Here is a 20747-nt window from a genome sequence, read left to right on the forward strand (position 1 = left end):
CAAATATACGTAGAGACGTAGCACTGCTACCAATACTGCGTAGGTTTTGAATATTTGTAGGTTGGGTTGAGGCAATGCGTTACCCAACAAATCCCGCAAAATGTTGGGTTTCGTTCCTCAACCCAACCTACATATTTTTATTTTTTAGGCTTAACCGAGCAGTATTGGCACTGCTACGTCTCTACAAGGTTTTGGGTTTTATATATGTACTTCATTTACCTGAAATCTGCTGTATCATCACTCCCAATACGGTTCGGATAAGATCCCCCGCCTGCGGCGATCCCCGATAAATTGGGGGATCTTCGGGGGACAAACATGTTAACCGAACCGTATTGTTGCGATCGCTATATGTAAAGCTCAAAACACGATAATCGCCCACATACTAACTGCTAAAGCGATCGCTGCTAGGTGTTGCGGCATGAGCGATAGCTTCGCTAACCCCTTCGGTGTACGCAATGGTCGCTTGGCAATCTTTTGCGTTAATAATATAGTCATTAACACTGAGAACATTATCGTTGCACCTTGCAAAAAGGCAATCACAGCCGGGTGAGCAACCAATATTGGCAATTGTTCACCACTCAGACCGAGAGTAGCAAAGGTTACGGGTAAAATCCGTCCGCCTTCGCCTAAGCCCAAACGCAGATAGTGAGCCAAGTTTCCCCCCAACACTAATGGTAGGTAGCCATAAGCAAGTTCTACAAATGATCGAGACTTACGCTTGTTGAACACTTGCAGCAAGCCATAAGCCCCAAAGGTAAAAATCGCTGGGATAATTAACACTAGCAGCGATAATCCCAAGTGCTGCCAAAACTGAGTTAAATCCAGTTGTAACCCTAACCAAGATTGCAATTCTGGCAAGCGATGTAGATATATCCCACCTAATAGCAAAAACAATAATGCTACTTCATAGGTGCGGGGTACATGAGTTGTCCACAGTTCAATACCAGGGGGACGCAAGTTAAACTCAACGGAACGATGGGGACAGGCTTTCAAACAAGTCATGCAGAGTACACAATCTCTGTTATCTTCCAATTGTGCTGGATGGGAGTATAAAGGACATCCATTAGTTTCCATACCTTCGCCCTTTTGTGGCCCACCTTTATAGCACTGATACGTGGTGCAACTGGCAGAACAAATACCTTGCTGGGCGCGAAGTTCCGTCATTGAGAGTTTGGCAAATAAACCATTCATCCCGCCGATGGGACAGAGATAACGACACCAAAATCGCCGCTCAAAAAGAGCCGAGAAAATCATCGCCCCAGCCGTAATTAACAGCAGCAAACAAGCGCTGAGGTAGGCGGTATTTTCTAAATGCCAGAGTTCTTCCCATAAAAAAATTAGGGTGAACAAACCAAACATGAACCATCCGCCCCATTTCTCAGCTTGCTGTCTCGGCCAGCGCTTGAGTTGTCGAGGCCATAGCCACAGAGATAACTTTTGGGTAATTTCCCCGTAAATCATGAAGGGACAAACAGAACACCAGATACGTCCTAAAAAGGGAAAGAGAAATAAGAAGAAAGGCCACCACCAAGCCCAAAATAGATTTAATACGAAATTGCGATCGCGGGTTTGTGGCCCAATAAATAAGACTGCAACAATAATCGCAAAAGCCGTTGCAGTAAAACCATAGTTAATGCGATCGGGCCACCAGGGACTCCGTAAAAACTGCCGCAAACTAGGATAGGCATTTAACAGATTCACCCGAAATCGTTTTTTCTTCGTTTCGGCTGGCCAGAAAATTTCTTCTGTTAATTCATTAGCACCCTCCGCTTGCACGATCGCTCTTTCTACCAGATTTTTTAATTCCTTGAGATTGCCAGGAAAATCATAAGACTGGAGGCGACGCAAAGCTTCTGGGGTGATGTGCGGTTTCGGAACGCCTCTAGCTCGAACGTAGAGACTAGTATAATATTCAACCTGTGCCTGAATATCAGCTTTCCGCACCCGTAGCGGTGGTACTTTAATAATGTGACCAACAGAACGTTCAATTGTCGGCTGAGTTTTTTCGGAAACAATCAGAATTCTGGCTTTACTGGGACGAGGTTCAACTGCTGCTTCTCCTGAACGGCTGACGGGGGTATATGTGCCAGTTTTGAGCAACTGCGTCACGGCAGGTAATAATTCTTCGGGCAATTCTTGGATATTGTTAAGAACTAAAGTACCTTCTCCCAACCATTCCAACAATCCTGGTTTACCGCCAGCCCGACCGAATAAATCTGCACCGCTAGTTTGCAGAATCCCGCAATTTACTTTAATAATTGGTTCTCGTCGTTTTGGAGAACCAAAGTGGATAAGGGCTGCTATATTGTCCTTTTCTAACCCTGGTTCTCCAAAAATATCCACAGATTTGCGGTCAGCCGCCGATAAACGAATTTGCTCGCGCAGCCTCACCGCATAACGACTTGTACCGACAATTCCGCGTTGCGCTTTGGTAACTAAATATGGTCGCAAAGCTACGGAACGTTCTTGTTCATAGCCAAGTGCAGATGTTACCTGAGCTAGTTCTTGAGCCAATTGGCGGGAAAAAGCCTGAGCAATTTCGGGGTATTGGGTAGCTAATTCATGGAATTTATCACCAGGGACAACCCACAAATGACAATCTGTCACCGTAGTAATTGTGAATGGAGTTAATTCATCCAACAATAATTCTTTAAGTTCAATCACTGCACCGGGGAGGAATCCACAAGCTAAGGCTGGGTTGGTTTGATTGGTGGTATTGCTTTCGAGTTGACCTTCTACAAGAATATAAAGGGCTTCTGGAGGAGTGCCTTCGCTAACTAAGTCAGTTTCGGCACTCACTACTTGTTCTTCAATTACTTGTGCGATCGCATTTAACACCTCAGATGAGAGAATTCCTAAAGACGTGCGTTCTTTTAGCCATGTAACCGTTTCTGGAGATGTCATATTAATTTCTCCGTGTAGGCTGTTATGTATAACCAGAATTATCCTTGAAAGGGTATGTCAAAATATCTGTATTCAGTTGTTGTGTATTAATACACAATGTGCAATGTTTGTTCTTGCTATTAAGCTAAAAACTTTTGCATTACACTCGTATTCAGCGTAAACTAAATTTGATGCAAATTTAGTGACGTTTCCTAAATTTTATGCATAGGAGGTTTCATGTTGAATATCAGTAAGGGTATTAATTCCCTTTCAAACTTTAAGCGGAACACCACAGAATTTATGGAACAGCTACGGGAGACTGGACAGCCGATAGTGCTGACCGTTAATGGTAAAGCTGAACTTGTTGTGCAGGATGTAGAATCGTACCAGAAACTTCTAGAGCTTGTTGAAAGGGTTGAGACCATTGAGGCGGTTAAGATGGCACTTGAAGAGATGAAAGCAGGAAAAGGGGAGCCTGCTCATGTAGAATAATCTTGTTCGGCAAATCAATAATATGCCTCAAGTAGAAAAGCACATAATCAAAGAAGGACATGAATGGTTTGATTATTGCAGTGACATAAGCACTATTTCACGTCTTCTTTACAACGCGGCTCAATTCACCCAACGTCAAGGTTTTTTCTACGGGTGGGGAACTCAAACACAAGCTAGTTTAGACACATTATTTAAACAAAACGAGAACTACAAAGCCTTACCAGCCAAAGTAGCGCAACTTGTTTTAAAGCAGAATGCAGACGCTTGGATCGCTTACTACAAGGCATCTTTTATTGATTGGGACATTATCCCAACATACCAACCTAACAATAAGGTAAAGCACGTATTCTCAGGAAGGCGTGTAAAACGTGCGTGGTACGTGAGTAAAAATGGTTTGAAGATTCATGCCGATGTCCAGGCAGGGTACAACATCGGCAGAAAAAGTAATCCTGAAGGGTTTGATTGTCTCAAATCTATTCTAAGGGATAGGGGATGTCTGGTAGTACATCCAAGGCGGATAACTCCACTATTCAAGCGTGTCCATGCTAAAAGTAGAGTTGGCTTTTAGCTGAATCGCATAAGTCTGACTATATTTGACTATGCAATTTGGAACTATACCGAATTCTTTTTACCATTCAAGACGAAACCGTTGTAGTGCTTCGTGTACTTCACAGCGCACGAGATATGAATGCAGAGTTATAGCGAAACCATTAAGGGAAAGGAATTATGGCATTATATCTAGACTCAGCGATCGCATCGGAAGCTGAAGTTGTTAAACTTTGGGGATGGGTGAAGGGCATTACCACAAATCCCACGCTGTTGTCTCAAAGCGATACCCCACCAGAAACCACGCTCAAAAAATTGGTTACCTTGACAAATGGGCCGTTATACTATCAACTTGTGGCATCTGATAAAGCCGGGATGCTAGCTGAAGGTAGAAAAGCTTTTGAGATTATTGGTTCACAAACAATTTTGAAGATTCCCGCAACACCGTTAGGTTTTGAAGTGGTGGCGAGTCTATCACCAGAAATTACCTGTTCAGTGACAGCGATTTACAGTGCAGCACAGGCAGCAGTAGCACGAGAAGCAGGAGCTAAAATTGCCATAGCTTATGTAAATCGAGCTACGCGGTTGTTAGGTGATGGTATTGCTTTGGTGCGGGATATGGCTAGCGTACTCAAAGGCAGTGATACAGAAATCTTGGCAGCTAGTATCAAATCTCCAGAAGAAGCAGCCGCTTCATTGCAAGCGGGGGCAGATCATTTGACTTTACCATTGGCAATGTTGCAAGCGATCGCAACTCACGAATTTTCACAGAAAACTGTTGAAGAATTCGCTAAAGGAGGTATTGGTTTAAGATAATTCGTAATTCGTAATGACGCTCGAATACTCGCTAACGCTGCGCTAACGTAATTCGTAATTAAATATGAGTTTGTCAGATATTCCTAATCTTTGGGTTCCTTTAGCACTTTTAGGTTTGATTATTGTCGCTGCTGTATTTTTCAGCCGCAGCAGTTGAGATTTAACTAGCTTAACCAGACACACAGATTAGAGTAATATCAATACGGTTCGGTTAAGCCAAAAGACGCGATAAATCCCCGTCTGTACAATAATTAATCCTTTGTAGAGACGGCGATTTATCGCGTCTTTGTGATTTAGAATTTTCATCAAAAAACCCTAACGGAACCGTATTGAGAGTAATATAACAACGGTGGTATCATTGCATCAACATGATACCGTAATTTTGTCTAGATATAGAATTCTATCGCCCTGCCAACGGTAGATAATTTCTGAAAGGAGTTTGCTGCAATGTCCACAACACCTACTACTCGACTGATTTTAGAGACTTTACTCCCCCATCTGAAAGTAGCAGCAGCCTATGCCAATTTCCTTCAACCAAAAATTGCTGCACTTCCTGCCAAAGAACAAGGAAACAACTTTTTTAGTGCTGCACTTACTGATGCAGATGTGGCTATTCAAAATCTGGTAGAAGTAGTATTACTGGGCACTTTCCCAGATATTCGCTTTTATGGTGAAGAGTATGAAAGTTCTAACAATACTAAGTATTTTCGCGCTATCGACCTCGGTTCAGAAGGTGATTATTTAGTCACACTCGACCCAATTGATGGCACAAAGTTTTACATGGATGGACATTCTAATTACCAAATTATTCTCGGTATTCTAAATTCGGATGACTTTGAAGCAGTAATTGCTATTTCCCCTGCTCAAAATATTTATTTTTACGCTCTGCGAGGTGAAGGTGCTTTTAAAGGAGCGCTGGAGATGAGTTTAGAAGCCTGTGCCCCGTTACACATAACATCCGCCAAACCTGCTATTTTGTTGGGATGGGGAATGAATGCGATCGCACCTTTACTAAAAGATCGATATCAAGTAATCGATATAGCAACTGATTACTCTAGTGATATTGAAATTCCCAGTCTCAATGGTATTCTCAGTGGCGATTTAAGTGGAGCAGTGATCAAATCGGGTAAATTTATTGATAGTGCTGCACTCGCTTTTATTGCAAAAGAGGCTGGCTGGATTGTAACTACTCTAGATGGTTCGACTTTACCACCACTACATACTTGTGAAAACTATAGTATGCCTGGATTAATAATAGCTGCCTCAAAATCTGTTCATCAAGACTTACTAAAAGCGATGCAAAGCTTCAAAAGTGCTGAGTAAGAAATAATGAGTAATTTGACAAAATGAAAATTTGTATTGTTGGCGCAGGTGCGATTGGTGGATATTTAGGAGCAAAACTGGCACTAGCAGGTGAAGAGGTGACGCTAATCGCTCGTGGTTCTCATTTGGAGGCAATTAAAAAAAATGGGCTGAAGTTGCTTATGGCAGACGGTTCTGGCCAAATTGCTACTCCATTTCTGGCAACTAGCGATATTCAGGTAGCGGGGCCACAAGATGTAGTAATTTTAACTGTCAAGACTCACAGTGTACCCGCGATCGCACCTTTTCTCCCTGCACTCTACAATCCTGATACAATGGTGGTCACAGCCCAAAATGGCGTTCCTTGGTGGTACTTTCGCAAGTATGGCGGTGAGTATGAAGGTACGCAGATTCAATCTGTTGACCCAGATGGGATTATTGAAGCTAATATAGGTGCTGAACGCGCTATCGGTTGTGTGGTTTACCCGGCAACTGAGATAATTGAACCAGGTGTGATTAAGCATATTGAAGGCGATCGCTTTACTCTTGGTGAAATCGACGGCACTAAAACAGAACGCATCCAATTATTAGCACAGACTTTAAAACAGGCAGGATTTAAAGCACCAATCCGCAATCAAATTCGCACGGAAATTTGGATCAAGTTGTGGGGAAATGTGGCATTTAATCCGATTAGTGCCTTAACTGGTGCTACTTTAGAGGATATTTGCCGCTATCCCCTCACCCGTGAATTAGCGCGGCAAATGATGACTGAAACTCAAGCGATCGCAGAAAATTTGGGTATAAAGTTTGGCATCACTTTAGAACAGCGAATTAATGGGGCAGAAAATGTTGGTGCCCATAAAACCTCAATGCTACAAGATATCGAATCAGGACGCCCCACCGAGATAGATGCTATTGTTGGTGCAGTCGCAGAATTGGGAAAACTTACTCAAATTTCCACACCTCATATTGATGCTATTTATGCCACCGTCAAGTTGCTGGAGACGACCAAAATAAGAATTTGACAGTCCCTAATTACAACATTCCAGTAATTCATAACAAATTCTTTGCGTACCTCTGCGCTTACCTTTGCGTACCTCTGCGTTTAAATTTCACCCCTCAATTCCCCACAATTTTACCCGTTTCAGGTGCCAAATTAAAATTATCTAATTATCAAGTTCATGAAGAAAAAGAAACTATGGCTATCAACCATACTAGTTGTAGCATTAGTAATCAGCATCATTGGACATAGTAATTCTCTAAAAGCTGCCTCATCTTTAGGGAAAGACACACTAACGATGATTACTTCCCCAGATTATCCTCCTTATGAGTTTTATGATACGAAAGGAGGCGATCGCCAAATAGTTGGCTTTGATATAGATATTGCCAAAACCCTTGCTGAAAAACTAGGGTTTAAACTTCAAATAATGGAATCTGATTTTAATGGCTTAATTCCTGCACTCCAAGCAAATCGCGCTGATTTTGTCATGGCTGGGATGACTCCGACTCCAGAGCGTCAGAAAAATATTGACTTTTCAATTATTTATTACGAAGCCAAAGATACCATTGTCGCTCCTAAAGGTAGCAACTTAAAGCAGCCCCAAGACTTATTAGGAAAAAAGGTTGGGGTACAACTAGGAACGATACAGGAACAAAATGCTCAGAAAATTGCTAAAAAAGTTGCAGGTATTCAGCTAAAGCAACTCAACAGAGTGCCGGAAGTAGTTCAAGAAATCAAATCTGGGCGAATTGATGCAGCAATTGTTGAGGATACCGTCGCTAAGGGATTTGCCCAAGCTAACCCAGATTTAGAATTTAATACTATTCCCTCGGAGGAGCAAAGTGGATCGGCGATCGCTTTTCCTAAAGGTTCTTCTTTTGTAGAACCGTTTAACAAAGTCCTTCAAGAAATGAAGAACGATGGCACATTGAATAAACTTGTCACCAAGTGGTTTTCACAGAATATTACCACCAATTCTGCATCTTCAACTCCTACCAAAGGCGGATTAAATCTCGATTTCACCCGAATTATTCCAGATATTCCCTTTATTCTGCGGGGAATCCCTTTAACTTTGTTGTTCACGCTATTATCTGTAACCTTGGGGTTAATTTGGGGAACAATATTGTCTCTATTAAAAATTCTTGGCATCAAGCCGCTTACCTGGGTTGCTAACGCCTACACCTCTGTTTTTCGAGGCACACCTTTGCTATTACAGTTGGCATTGGTTTACTACGCAACACCTCAGCTTACAGGCTATGACATTTCAGCATTGCAGGCTGGAGTGCTAACTTTTACCCTGAATTCTGGCGCTTATATGTCGGAAACTATCAGAGGTGGAATTCAGGCGGTGGATAAAGGGCAAAGTGAAGCGGCGATGTCTATGGGTGTTCCCTATTGGTTGATGATGTGGGATGTGATTTTGCCCCAAGCATTGAAGAATATTCTCCCAGCATTAGTAAATGAAACTATCGGATTGCTCAAAGATTCTGCGCTGGTGTCAACCATTGGGGTGGTGGAAATATTACGCAGCGCCCAAATCGTTGGTGCAAATAAGTATATTTATTTTGAACCACTGCTATTTGCAGGGTTAATCTACTATGTTTTAGTAATGGGTATGACCTTGTGTGCATCTGCTTTAGAAAGGAGGTTACGAGAAAGTGAGTAATGTAGTAATTCGCACGGAATTCTTATGTAAATCCTTTGGTAAACTCGATGTACTCAAAGATATTTCCACTGAGTTTTATCAGGGCGAAGTGGTTGCTATATTAGGCCCTTCTGGTTCAGGTAAGTCTACCTTTTTGCGATGCATAAACTTGTTAGAACAACCCACTAAAGGCAGAATCTACTTTCACGAGCAAGAAATTACCAAGCCCAAGGCAAACATCGCTAAGGTGCGTCAGCATTTGGTGATGGTATTTCAACATTTTAATTTGTTTCCTCACATGAATGTGCTGCAAAATGTCACCTACGCGCCCATAAAGGTGAAAGGAGTAAACAAGCAAAAAGCAGAAGAACATGGCTTAGAATTGCTTGCTAAGGTAGGTTTAGAGCCAAAAGCGTCTGTGTACCCATCTAAACTATCTGGCGGACAGAAACAGCGAGTAGCGATCGCCCGTGCATTAGCAATGGAACCAGAGATGATTTTGTTTGATGAACCCACCTCTGCATTAGATCCAGAAATGGTTAAGGATGTGCTGGAAGTGATGAAAGCTTTAGCATTATCTGGAATGACAATGGCGATCGTTACTCATGAAATGGGGTTTGCAAGAGAAGTTGCCAATCGGATTATGTTCCTCGACCAGGGAATTTTAGCAGAAGATGCTACTCCTGGCGAGTTTTTCCAAAATCCTCAGTGCGATCGCGCCAAGCAGTTCTTAGAAAAAATGCTTTAGAACATCAGGAATTTGCCGCTTTTTTTGTATTCTTGAAACTTTTCTAAAACAGGGCGATCGTTTGGCATTAACGTAGGCAAGTCTGCCAAATCAAAAAATTCTAGCGCCAGCGATTCTCCATCTAGGCAAGCGAGGCTGCCTTCCCATTGAACGGCTCGCAAAATTAAAATGAAATTTTGGACGCGATCGCCATTGGGATAAGTTACAGTTTCATAGGCTGGGTTGGAAGAAAACCCCACAGCTTCAAAACGCTTAACCGTTAAACCAGTTTCTTCAAAAACTTCTCGTGCTGAACATTCTTCGGCAGAGTCACCTACTTCTGGACAGCCACCAGGTAGCCCCCAAAGTTTGAAATCACTTCGCTTTTGCAACAAAACGCGCCCCAAATTATCCTCGATAATCACGCGTGCGCCAAATAATAGAAGTAAGCGATCGCCTACAATTTGTCGTAACTTACCGAGATAAGAGTCTGACCAATTCGCCATAATCCTAGAGAAAATTTCTAAAGAAAATCTAAAGGTAGCAAATAGCATGTAAATTTACTTCAGTATTTGTCCATCTGGATAATAATGAAAGAAAAACAGCCGGCAGTTTTTGCGTAGGCGTAAGCCCGTCGCAGACATCGCTGTTTTCGGTACCAACTAATCAAGCATAGTAGTTACTATATGAACTTCTGTCTATTTATCATTGATATTCAAAATGGATTTATCACTCCAAATACAAGCCATATTCCACAAAGGGTTAAATCCTTATTAGAGCAAAATATCTTTAAACACGTCATTTTCACAAAATTTATAAATACGCTTAATAGTCCTTATGTCAAATATCTACATTGGCACAATCTTATATCAGAAATTGAACAAAAAATCGTGGATGATATTGAACCATTTGCTCAAGTTATTTTTGATAAAACTATATATACCGCTTGTAACGAAGAGACACTTAATTTCCTAAAAAGTAATGATATCCAAAAAGTATTTATTTGTGGCTTGGATACTGAGTCTTGTGTTTTAAAAACTGCCATTGATTTTTTTGAAAACAATATTATCTCTTATATCTTAGAATATTATTCAGCATCAACTGGAGGTGATAAATTTCACCAAGCAGGTATTTTAATATTAAGTCAGATGATTGGAGTAAATCATATTGTAACTGAACCCCTAGATAGGCAGAATCTAAATAAATACTTACAGTTAGTATAAGAATTCTATCTGATTTTTGAACATAATTTTAGATAAAACTGGCTCTTTGTCCTCAGGATATTTTAAAAAATCAAAAAATCAAATTGGAGTTTATGGTTTCAACCCACATTCCGCAGGTACGAGCTTTATAAAGAAAATCTAAAGGTGGTATATAGCGATCGCCTGAAAACAGGATAATGCAGGTGAACAGGTTAATCCTTCCCATTCAATCTAGAATTATGGCATCTACACCTAAAATCCTCGCCTTTGCAGGCAGCACTCGGATTGAGTCTTACAACAAAAAATTGGTAAAAATCGCGGCGGCTGGCGCTCAAGCAGCAGGCGCAGAAGTGACTTATATAGACCTCCGCGATTTGCCTTTACCTCTATTTGATGAAGATTTGGAAGCTCAAGAAGGACTACCAGCCAACGCCCGGACTTTCAAAGATTTGATGATTTCTCATCAAGGATTGCTGATTGCTTCGCCGGAATATAACAGTTCACTCACACCAGTTTTGAAGAATGCCATTGATTGGGCATCCCGTCCAGCCCCAAATGAAGCACCGTTAGCTGCTTTTGCAGGTAAGGTTGCTACTATTATGAGCGCTTCCCCAGGCGGTTTTGGTGGTTTGCGGGGTTTGGTTCACCTGCGCTCTATTTTGGGAAACATCAAAGTTTTAGTACTTCCCGATCAAATAGCAGTATCCAAAGCTTACGAAGCCTTCAATCCTGATGGCACGTTAGTAGATCCTAAACAGCAAGAATCTATTGAAAAGCTAGGCGATGGCTTAACAAAAATATTGCTGAAGCTTAATTAAATTATTCTTTGTAATATAACTGATTTCATAGATTTATATTGAGTCTCATGATAACAGTTAAGCAGCAATTTACGAGTCAACTTTTGGCGCGTGGTAATGACTAAGAAGGTACAATTTTGTCATTCTCAAATGAATAAAATGGAGCGAAGAACGTAGGGCTTTAGGCACATAACGAGATACTTCACTCCAATTCGCTGGGTTCAGAGGATGTTTTGAAAGTTCCTTAAGGTAGAATTTAACTGTTCTCTACTGGGTTCAGTACAACAAAAATTAAGGTTTTAGCCATGTACTGAAATCCCTCAGTGTGCTAAATATGAGAGCAAAAGACCCTTTTAAAACATCCTTTTAATAAGAAGATCGCTTTTAGTTAAGTTTAAAATTAAACTAAATCACACAACGACCTCGAAACTTGCAGCAGTTAAGGTGGGGTTACTAGTCAATTGTGCAAATCGACCTCCTTCAGCAAATCCACCAGCCAAACCATTAGGGTTATAGAACAGGCTGCCATTAGCGCTATTGTAAACAATTTCCGCGCCACTAAGTTCTGCTGAAGCATCGGTAGTCACTGTGGCAAAGTCTGCGACATTTAATGCAGTTGGGAAGACAAAGTTACTTAGAGCGGTAAAGGTAGTTTTCGATAGTTGGATCTTGTCTGCACCAGGAGTGAAGTCCTGAATAGTATCAGATCCAAGTTCACTAATAACAAACCTTGATCCTGTTGTAAATGCAAACGTATCTGAACCTGCGCCTCCTGTTAGGACGTCGTTGCCACTATCACCCTGTAGGTAGTCGTTGCCGTCGTTCCCGGTTAGAATATCATCTCCACTGCTGCCAAAGAGAATATCGTTACCATTGCCCCCTACGAGGTTGTCGTTATTACTGCCCCCATCTGCTGTGTCCGCTCCAGATCCACCAAAAAGGACGTCAGAACCGGCTCCTCCATCAATGAAATGGTTGCCAGTAACACCAGCGAGCGAAACATTATCATCACCGTCCCCGACAAAAACAACCTTATCGCCAGTTGTCGAAGAGAAAGACGCACCATTAATAAAATCGACTCCAGATGTCCCCAAATTATCACTAACCACATTTCGGGCTCGAGCAACTGCCTCTTTTATGGCATCAGCAACATTCTCACTTCTAGAACCAAGAGGCAGTACACCACCTCGACCAAGCTGGGTGACTAGTTCCTTGTAATTGTTTACAACATCACTCGTAGCGAGAAAAATTGGAATAATGTTATTTGCTTCTAGCGCAGTTTTTACTTGTGAAATCGTTGCATAATCTTCAACAGGATTAATTACACTATCTCCGTTATTAGGGATAGTAGTACTTGGACTAACTGCTGCACGATCGCCCGCAACGTGATATGAAGCATCGGTGCTTAATATAACAACGCGAAATGAACCTACTCTGTAACTGAGACTGCCACCGCTATCTAAAGCTGCGTACAAGAGTGCGTCTAACTGTGATTCGGGGAAATCACCACCACCAGAGGCACTAAAACCATTGATTATCGCCTTAACTGCCGTTATATTATTTGTCAAAGCGAGTTCTGGTCGATAAACGTAGTCACCGAGACCACCCAAAGGCGAAATTGGCTTATCCTTGAAAGAGGCAAGACCAAGTTTAAGGTCAGCACCAAAGATAGTTGCCAAAATCGGGTTGCTTAACCGATTTACCACTGCCGGAAGTAGGACTCTTTGATTGGGCAAGTCGTCCGCAAACGATCCTGTCAAGTCTTGTACAAAAACGATGTCAGATACTGGAGCCATAATTTATCCCTTGGTTATTTCAATTGGTTGGTTGTATTAGAATGTGGCTGAACATCGTAAGTAGGTGGGCATAAACAAACCTAACTATGTAACGAAATATAAAATGCTCGAAACCTTTGCGATTGCTTCGTTTCACTTCGTTCCACTCGCAATGACATAGTTATGAATTTTTCCGCTTACTTACTTACTACAAATTTATTATTACCACTATCAATAAATTTTCGATAGTAGTTCAAGGTTAAGGAAATATAATCTCTTGAAACAAATATTTGCACTGTTCTTAATCAGTCTTACTTTCAGCCTTTAAAAGCTATTTCTCGCTCACATTTATTTTTAGACAAAGAGAAATATATCTTTACAAGCGAAGTCCACGGAGGTGGACTAATACAAAATATAGTTCCCCACTTTTAAAACACACTATTAGACAAAATTGATTTGGGTAGCATTCCATGCACACCTTTTTGGGGACTGTTCACAACTTGAGTGATATGAAAATTCACAGCTAAACTACACAATACATAAGCGTCTTCTGGCGATAAATTTGCAAAGCGTTCCAGAAAATCAATCATGTTTTTTAAAGCAAGTTCTAAGGCTTCATCTAAAGTTTGAGCAAAGCCCATTGTGATGATATGAGTTGGAGTTTCGGCAATTGGTGTTATCAGTTGTAAATCTTTGCGAAGTTTGAGGGTAATTCTACCGTTCATGGAAGTTTCAATGGCGGTGACATTTACCTCGCCATCTCCCTGTGCAGAATGCCCATCACCAATAGAAAATAATGCACCTGGTACGAAAATTGGCAAAAATAAACGAGAACCAGCTTGTAATTCCCGGTTGTCGATATTACCGCCGTAAGAACCGGGTGGAACAGAAGTTCGAGAGGTTTCTGGAGTAGCTACACCAAGAATTCCAAAAAACGGTTTGAGGGGAATTTTTATGCCAGTACCCGCCGGAAATTCAGCGATATTGTTTGCTAAATCTAGAGGAATGAATCTCAACGCAGGTTGAGGAAACTGATGTGGTAAAGCTCCCCAACCTGTACGAATGGCATTGAAACCGATGGGTAAACTAGGTGCGATCGCATCTAATTGTACTTCTAAAACATCCCCTGGTTCGGCATCGCGCACATAAATCGGCCCTGTGAGTAAATGCGGCCCCCCAGCAATTTTGCGTTCTGGTAAAAGATTTTGGCAAATGTAGAGAAATTCTGGTGTGACAAATTCAGGTGGTGCTTTGTCATAAACGTAGTAACCAGTATAAGTTTCCACATCAACCGTATCGCCAGAATCAATAGTAAGTGCTGGTTTTAACAGATGCGAGAAACCACCCAGATGCACGGTTTCCTTAGTAGCTTTTAAAATATAATGAGTCACGTCGCTTCGCTCCAATTCAAAATTTAAAATTCAGATGAAAGAATGCCTACTAATACTCGTACCAAATCTTCTAAACCTTCAGGAACACGATAAAGTTTAATATCTTCTGTAATTAGCTTCTGTTGTCTATTGAGTGTACCAAATTTCCAGTCATCTCCATTAGTAACTGCGCTAAATAAAATTAATGATTGATCATCTAGAGACTGATCTAGAGCTATTAATTCTACTGCTAGTTGTGTAAACCCCCTTCTGATATCTGATTGTTTTGCTTCAATCACCAATAGAGAGTTAGATTTATGTAAGTAATAATTCAAAGTACCTTTGAGCTTTTCATCCACATTAATTGGATACTCACTATATAGTTGAGCTTTTGTCTGAGGGCAGATTTCAGCAAGAATAGGAGCAATCATAAATTCTCTGATTGATATCTCAGCCGTTGGGTTAAAAAGCTTAATATTGCGCTGTAAGTAATTTTGCAAAAATTCTAAATAGCTAATATCAGCAAAGTATCTTGGTAATTCTAGCTCTGTGCGATCGTAGCTGTACTCAAACTCAGCTACTATATCTATTGTTGGGTTAGGTAACAAAAAATATTGACTAAAAGTGTAACTTTGCTCAGGTTTTAAAATTCTATATTTACTCATGATTTTCCTCGTGAAGGAACCACATCAAAGATATTACGAATTACAAATTATGAATTACCAATTGCTATTATTATCTCAATAATTTGCTAAACTCCAACTTTGGGGATAGCAAATAAAAACAATTTGAGCAGGGAATTTGGAGGCGATCGCAGAGTGGCTGATGATGAACGCATAGTCAATACACAACAGATACATCCAAAAGACTTCTCGTGGAAACTATGGCCTGTTGTGCCACTCTACCCTTATGGCAGGCGGCAGACAATCCGCAAAGAAGTGGTCAAGGACACAATTTGGAATTTTGACCAGATTCAGGGCATTTTCTACGTTGTTGTGCCGATTCGCATGACTGTGGTTAAGCTCGAAACTGGGGGTCTTCTTGTCTACGCACCTGTTGCACCAACCCCAGAGTGTATCAGGCTTGTGAATGAGTTGGTGGCTAAACACGGTAACGTTAAGTACATTATCCTGCCAACTATCTCCGGCATAGAACATAAAGTATTCGTCGGCCCCTTCGCCAGATATTTTCCGACTGCACAGGTGTTTGTGGCTCCCCATCAGTGGAGTTTCCCGCTAAATCTTCCCCTTAGCTGGCTTGGTTTACCACCGAAACGAACTCAAGTACTTCCAGAAGATAGTAGCAAAACACCCTTTGCTGACGAGTTTGATTATGCGATGCTGGGGCCCATCGAGCTTGGCCCTGGTCGGTTTGCAGAAGTTGCTTTTTTTCATAAGCGATCGCATACTCTTTTAGTAACAGATTGTGTACTTTCTATCCCAGAAGATCCACCTGCGATCGCACTTTTAGATCCATATCCCTTACTATTCCATGCCAAGGATCATGCTACTGATATTGTTGCAGACATTCAAGTAAATCGCCGTAAGGGATGGGGGCGCATCTCGTTGTTTGCTTTATACTTTCAACCAAGCGCCCTAAATATCCGCCAATGGAGTCAGGTGTTGCAAGATGCCTTGAAAGCTCCAGAACGCTCAAGGAAAGCGTATTTTGGATTGTACCCTTTTAAATGGGAAGAAAACTGGCAGCGATCGTTTGATGCTTTGCGAGGGAATGGGCGTTTATTTGTCGCCCCAATTTTACAGACACTGATTCTCAACCGCGCACCGAAGGAAACCATTGACTGGGCTGATAAAGTTGCAAGTTGGGACTTCGAGTGGATTATTCCTTGTCACTTTGATTCACCGATTAAAGCCGAGCCGTATCAGTTTCGCCAAGCTTTCTCTTTTTTGGAAAAGCAGCCTGCTGTCAGTGCGGGTTTGTTCAGCAGTAGCAGCTATCCCTTACCAGAGGAGGATTTTAAGCTACTTAAAGAAATCGATGCAGGTTTAAATAAGTTTGGCATTGTGCCAGCAGCAAAGGAGAAAGTGTAGGGCGTGAGTTTGATGACTGGAGTTTCTAATTTTTACTGCTACTAGATGCAATATCAGCTTATACCAATTCAATTAATGATTGCAACACATACTAGGGTAAAGACGCGATTCATCGCGTCTCTACAAATGGTCTATTTGTCGCATTCTTTTTTCAAATTGGTATTACCTGCTTTGTATACCAATTATATCAAATCCGCTTGATTGCACACTGTTACCGCAGAACCTAACCCATAAATTACAAGGGTTGTGGCATATTTTAACTATGTGCATTTACCCGGATTTGATATTAGATAGCTAGGATCGGCAGCGATTTTTGTAACACAATCGGGTCTAGTATACTTTTTCGGCTCAAACCCAGTTATAGTAACAGTGATGACTATATGAAGTGTCAACTTTTCATCAAAGGAACGGTAGAGCCAGCAAAGTTAATTTCTTTAGCAGCGTTAAGTCCAGATTCTAATGCTCCTTGAAGCCAGCCTCTGGTCTTAGAAGTATGCTCTCCAGCGAAATAAATATTTCCTTCTGACTTCCCTAATTCTGAAAATAGTTTCTTCTCCTGTTCATCTGTTGGATAGGCCCAGCCTAGGCTGTTGACTTTGTGCCTTTTTAGGCGTTTTTCGCTCATGCAGTTTTTGTGTCGTCAACGAACTCCGAGAATAGGGTTTTTCTTTTCGAGAGCATAGATTGACCAAAAACTTCAGCCAACCATGCTTCAACATCAGCAAAACTAATTGCTTCCAGCGCATTTTTAACAATTGTATTTGTTAAATTCATGGTAGATAAACAAATTGTTAGCAACATCTGACCCATCTCCTTAAATGGACAACGTGCAGAAAATTGCTTATATTTTCCAAACAGCGATTCAATCACATCAGAAGTTGCTAAAAAAGTTTTTTCGTCCTTGATGTGAGAACTTTGAATGACCACGTAATCACAAATATGTTGCTGAAAATTTAATAGCTCACTATCGACTTCAAACTGGTTTTTCTCAAAATTAGTGAGAGACTGCTGATTAATTCCTAATTTTTTTAATTGAGTTTCAAGAGTCCTAGTAAGCACAGTCATTTGATGCCAACGAACTAGTTCTGATTGATAATCAACTAACCATCCTAATTTATCTATTAATTTCTTCTTAATCACGCTTGGGTCGATATCTTTAACCAATTCAACCAAAGTATCTAATTGTGAACTCAACAACTTTAGACCCCATTCAGTGAGCCTTTCAATATTAAAATAGCGACACTGGGAACGTTGTGTGGGTGGAGATAAAAAAGATAATTCAGTTTGTTGTAACTGTTGCCTGCATCTGTTACATTTTTGGATAAATAACTGATATTTATCATCAGAATCTAACTCATATTTTAAAAGTAAAGCCATTGCATGAGTTACATCATGAGTATAAATTAAGTCTTCATTCTCCTGTTTATAAAGCTTTATTCCCCGAGACAGGTCACTACCGTGATCAGCCACTATTTGTATTGGTTTACCAACCCGTAAGCTAATTTCATCCAGTTTCTGCTTGATAATTTCTCCTGTTGTCGATGACATTATTTCTAACCCTAAAAGCTCTACGTCTCCGTGAGAAACTCCTCGTCCATAAGGAATAATTTCTTCAACCAGATGTTGTTGTGAAACACCTAAAACTACAAGAGCTTTTTGTTTTCCTAATTCCAATGTAAAATCGACAATAAATATCCAATCGCTTCGATATTCTTTTTCACGATTAAGTTCGGATAATCCAATCCGACCTAGCCATTTCCTTATACAAGTAAAACTGGGAGTTTTCTCTTCTAAGTTATTAAATAACTCTAGAGTTTTTTCTATTCCTCTAAAAATGATGCCACATTTAATTAAAAGTTGTATACTTATCATTACTATATCAACTGTATAGTGATGATTTTTAGCATTCAAATCTTCGATTTTGCTACTTGTTTCTAAATTAGACTTTATTAAGTCTATATTCATCTTTTTTTCCTCTGCGAACACCTCCCTACTCTCTTTAGTTACTCCTTGTTCAGCAGCGATCGCACGGCTTTTCCAATACTCTCGTGACGCTGATAAATCTCTTACTTTTATTTCTAAAGCTCTGAGTTTTTTCTGTTTTTCTAAAGCTCTTTGTTTCCAATTATCTCGACCTACACGAAATAAACGGGCTAATCTGCTGGTTGGACTTTTGAATTCCATTAGCTTTTAACTCCTCTAGAAAAGGCGACATAGTTATTGTATGAGAAATATCGCTCAAAAACCCACAAAGTCAACAGCCTAGCCTAGGCCCAGCCTCCTTTTGACCAGATATCTTTTGTCCATGAATGAAAGTGCGATCGCACAGAGTAATTACTTACCCCAGGCAAAATCTTCTCCCAATGCTGGAGTAATTTTTTCTGTTGAGCTTCGCCCTCAAAAGCATCCATCTCAAGAGCTTTTTCTCCTTTGAGATAGGCATGAAGAATACCTGTCTTTTCAGGTTTATCCCAAGTAGTATGCCACAGTTCTTCATCCTCGAAAAATCCCCACCCATTTAAGTTATCTTTTTCCCAGAAGCGATTAGGAAATTTAACAAAGCCACGGGTTGCTGCTCGATAGTTATATCCTCCTACCGCAGCCTGTTTTTTTGCCGGAGATAGCTCAGGTGAAAAAGTAATTTGATTTAAAACAGTTAACGGGACAGTACACAACACACAATCAGCAAGATATCGTTGCCCTGACAAGCACGACACTTCAACACCATTAGATGTTTCTACGATCCGAGCAACAGGCTCATCAAGTTTAATTTTTTTAGTCAATGCTTGGGCAAATGCTTGGGGAAGTAGATCAAATCCATCCCTCAGTTTTTGAATCTCTTGGGCACGCATTTGTGGTTGATTTTGAAATAGTTCTTTCGCTGCGACTAATAGAGGTTTTCCGTCTTTCATCGTCAGATATTTCCCATCTGTCGGCGCAAACTGTGAAAGTCTTAAACCAAAATGTTTGATGTAACCAAGGGTTAAATGATGATTGGGTGGAATTCTAGCGGCTCCAAGTTCTACTAAATCCTCTCCTTGGAAGGCTCCTCGCAGAGTTAAAATTCTACCACCGACACGTTTCCTTGCTTCTAAAACGGTGACATCATGACCAACTGCTGTTAATTCATACGCTGCTACTAAACCGGAAATCCCTGCACCGACAATAAGCACCTTTTGACGCGGTAATCCCTTGGGCAAAGCGCCTGGGGAAGGTGGTTTTTGAGCTTGTACTCGATCGTAGGTGATAGTTGCGGCGATCGCTAGAGTACTCCGCAATAAAAACTGACGGCGATTTAGGTTGAACATAGATGCGGAACTAGTGATTGGGGAAGGATAGCAATTTAGGGTATTCTTAATTTCTCGGCTAAATAAAGCTACAAATGTACAGAATAGGATTCCAAACTGAATATAGCAGTGTCAGTAGATTTACCGAAAAATTGGGTTTAAAGCCCCGTGCTTCTAGCACGGCTTTTAATTCATTAGTGTACTAAGATATAGGACTCCGATTTGATTTCTGAAAATATACTGAGACTGAAAAGCCCGTTTTATCAGGGTTTTATCTGAAATCTTGTTCAGAAATCAGATATGAGTCCTATAGCTGGTATACTAATTGTAGTGGAAAGGTAATCAACCACTTAAAAAACCTAGCCGTCGAAAGACAAAGCACTGAACCTTGATAATTGAATCTATGCGGTTCTACTGCATTATTCTAGTTTCCTCCTAGCAGTAGGTAAAAGATTTATAGGAGCTAGACTTGTGTTGAGCGAAGTCGAAACACGACTCAGAATTTTGAGACTATTTGTTTCAAACTAAACAGGACTTGCATTAATGCAACTAGGGTAGGGCATACCCGAAGTAACGGTGCGATTCGTTCAGTCGAAACCTGAATAAGGAGGATGACTGGCTTTGATTGAGTAACCTCGTTGGGTAGAGTTCGCACTTTTATCCTCAATCAATGACAACTCACTATCCATGTAGGTGTGGAAATCTAGCCGAGCCAATAGCCAAGAAAGCTAGAAGATAAAGGGAAAGATTTAAAGTTACTCAACTTAAATTATAACCCAGTCAAAAATACACCAAGTCCTACTGTCCTGGTGCGGGATTAAAAGCACACAAACTACCAGAATTCTGGTAGCCCC

At 40.8% G+C, this 20747-nt stretch carries 19 protein-coding genes; 11 read left to right on the top strand and 8 right to left on the bottom strand.

Annotated features, from left to right (window positions below; genetic code table 11):
• Positions 1-357: 357 nt before the first annotated feature.
• Positions 358-2904, bottom strand: coding sequence for an AAA-type ATPase lid domain-containing protein (locus D1367_RS07790; RefSeq protein ID WP_118165420.1), 2547 nt, complete (start codon positions 2902-2904; stop codon positions 358-360).
• Between the two features lie 216 nt (positions 2905-3120).
• On the opposite strand from D1367_RS07790, the gene D1367_RS07795 reads away from it, so the two are divergent.
• The 8 genes from D1367_RS07795 (at position 3121) to D1367_RS07830 (ending at position 9432) form a co-directional block, all read left to right on the top strand.
• Entirely contained in the window at positions 3121-3375 is a 255-nt protein-coding gene (locus D1367_RS07795) for a type II toxin-antitoxin system Phd/YefM family antitoxin (RefSeq protein WP_118165422.1), read from the top strand.
• Between the two features lie 22 nt (positions 3376-3397).
• Positions 3398-3943 carry a hypothetical protein gene (locus D1367_RS07800; protein WP_118165424.1) on the top strand — a complete coding sequence of 182 codons (546 nt, stop codon included), beginning with the start codon at positions 3398-3400 and terminating at the stop codon, positions 3941-3943.
• A 38-nt stretch (positions 3944-3981) separates the two neighbouring features.
• Positions 3982-4077, top strand: coding sequence for a type II toxin-antitoxin system RelE/ParE family toxin (locus tag D1367_RS33245; RefSeq protein WP_118165425.1), 96 nt, complete (start codon positions 3982-3984; stop codon positions 4075-4077).
• A 24-nt stretch (positions 4078-4101) separates the two neighbouring features.
• Positions 4102-4737 (top strand): transaldolase family protein, encoded by a 636-nt coding sequence (locus D1367_RS07810; protein WP_118165427.1) that lies wholly within the window; start codon positions 4102-4104, stop codon positions 4735-4737.
• Between the two features lie 447 nt (positions 4738-5184).
• Entirely contained in the window at positions 5185-6060 is an 876-nt protein-coding gene (locus D1367_RS07815) for an inositol monophosphatase family protein (RefSeq protein WP_118165429.1), read from the top strand.
• 23 nt (positions 6061-6083) lie between these two features.
• Positions 6084-7064, top strand: coding sequence for a 2-dehydropantoate 2-reductase (locus D1367_RS07820; protein WP_118165431.1), 981 nt, complete (start codon positions 6084-6086; stop codon positions 7062-7064).
• Between the two features lie 156 nt (positions 7065-7220).
• Positions 7221-8705: an ABC transporter permease subunit gene (locus D1367_RS07825; RefSeq protein WP_118165433.1), complete on the top strand. Its 1485-nt coding sequence runs from the start codon at positions 7221-7223 to the stop codon at positions 8703-8705.
• A complete protein-coding gene (locus tag D1367_RS07830) occupies positions 8698-9432 on the top strand; it encodes an amino acid ABC transporter ATP-binding protein (RefSeq protein ID WP_118165435.1) in 735 nt (244 codons plus the stop codon). The genes D1367_RS07825 and D1367_RS07830 overlap by 8 nt, the downstream gene beginning before the upstream one ends.
• Here D1367_RS07830 and D1367_RS07835 read toward each other — a convergent pair.
• Positions 9429-9917: an NUDIX hydrolase gene (locus D1367_RS07835; protein ID WP_181985099.1), complete on the bottom strand. Its 489-nt coding sequence runs from the start codon at positions 9915-9917 to the stop codon at positions 9429-9431. The genes D1367_RS07830 and D1367_RS07835 overlap by 4 nt on opposite strands.
• A gap of 180 nt (positions 9918-10097) precedes the next feature.
• On the opposite strand from D1367_RS07835, the gene D1367_RS07840 reads away from it, so the two are divergent.
• Positions 10098-10634 (top strand): cysteine hydrolase family protein, encoded by a 537-nt coding sequence (locus D1367_RS07840; RefSeq protein WP_118165439.1) that lies wholly within the window; start codon positions 10098-10100, stop codon positions 10632-10634.
• A 218-nt stretch (positions 10635-10852) separates the two neighbouring features.
• Positions 10853-11431 (top strand): NADPH-dependent FMN reductase, encoded by a 579-nt coding sequence (locus D1367_RS07845; RefSeq protein ID WP_118165441.1) that lies wholly within the window; start codon positions 10853-10855, stop codon positions 11429-11431.
• 389 nt (positions 11432-11820) lie between these two features.
• Here D1367_RS07845 and D1367_RS07850 read toward each other — a convergent pair whose 3' ends face one another.
• The 3 genes from D1367_RS07850 to D1367_RS07860 form a co-directional block, all read right to left on the bottom strand.
• Positions 11821-13206: a hypothetical protein gene (locus tag D1367_RS07850; RefSeq protein WP_118165444.1), complete on the bottom strand. Its 1386-nt coding sequence runs from the start codon at positions 13204-13206 to the stop codon at positions 11821-11823.
• Positions 13207-13613: 407 nt separating this feature from the next.
• Positions 13614-14576, bottom strand: coding sequence for an acetamidase/formamidase family protein (locus D1367_RS07855; RefSeq protein ID WP_118165446.1), 963 nt, complete (start codon positions 14574-14576; stop codon positions 13614-13616).
• Positions 14577-14599: 23 nt separating this feature from the next.
• Positions 14600-15220, bottom strand: a complete 621-nt coding sequence (locus tag D1367_RS07860; RefSeq protein WP_118165448.1) for a hypothetical protein — start codon at positions 15218-15220, stop codon at positions 14600-14602.
• Positions 15221-15373: 153 nt separating this feature from the next.
• Between D1367_RS07860 and D1367_RS07865 the strand changes: the two genes are divergently transcribed.
• Positions 15374-16606, top strand: coding sequence for a DUF4336 domain-containing protein (locus D1367_RS07865; protein WP_118171205.1), 1233 nt, complete (start codon positions 15374-15376; stop codon positions 16604-16606).
• A 388-nt stretch (positions 16607-16994) separates the two neighbouring features.
• Here D1367_RS07865 and D1367_RS07870 read toward each other — a convergent pair whose 3' ends face one another.
• The 3 genes from D1367_RS07870 to D1367_RS07885 form a co-directional block, all read right to left on the bottom strand.
• Complete coding sequence (locus D1367_RS07870; RefSeq protein ID WP_228674600.1) at positions 16995-17231, bottom strand: FAD-dependent oxidoreductase; 237 nt, start codon at positions 17229-17231, stop codon at positions 16995-16997.
• Positions 17228-18790 carry a hypothetical protein gene (locus tag D1367_RS07875; protein WP_228674859.1) on the bottom strand — a complete coding sequence of 521 codons (1563 nt, stop codon included), beginning with the start codon at positions 18788-18790 and terminating at the stop codon, positions 17228-17230. The genes D1367_RS07870 and D1367_RS07875 overlap by 4 nt, the downstream gene beginning before the upstream one ends.
• A gap of 83 nt (positions 18791-18873) precedes the next feature.
• Positions 18874-19914 carry a flavin monoamine oxidase family protein gene (locus D1367_RS07885; protein WP_118165451.1) on the bottom strand — a complete coding sequence of 347 codons (1041 nt, stop codon included), beginning with the start codon at positions 19912-19914 and terminating at the stop codon, positions 18874-18876.
• Positions 19915-20747 lie beyond the last annotated feature (833 nt).

Source organism: Nostoc sphaeroides (assembly GCF_003443655.1).
Taxonomy (GTDB): Bacteria; Cyanobacteriota; Cyanobacteriia; order Cyanobacteriales; family Nostocaceae; genus Nostoc; species Nostoc sphaeroides.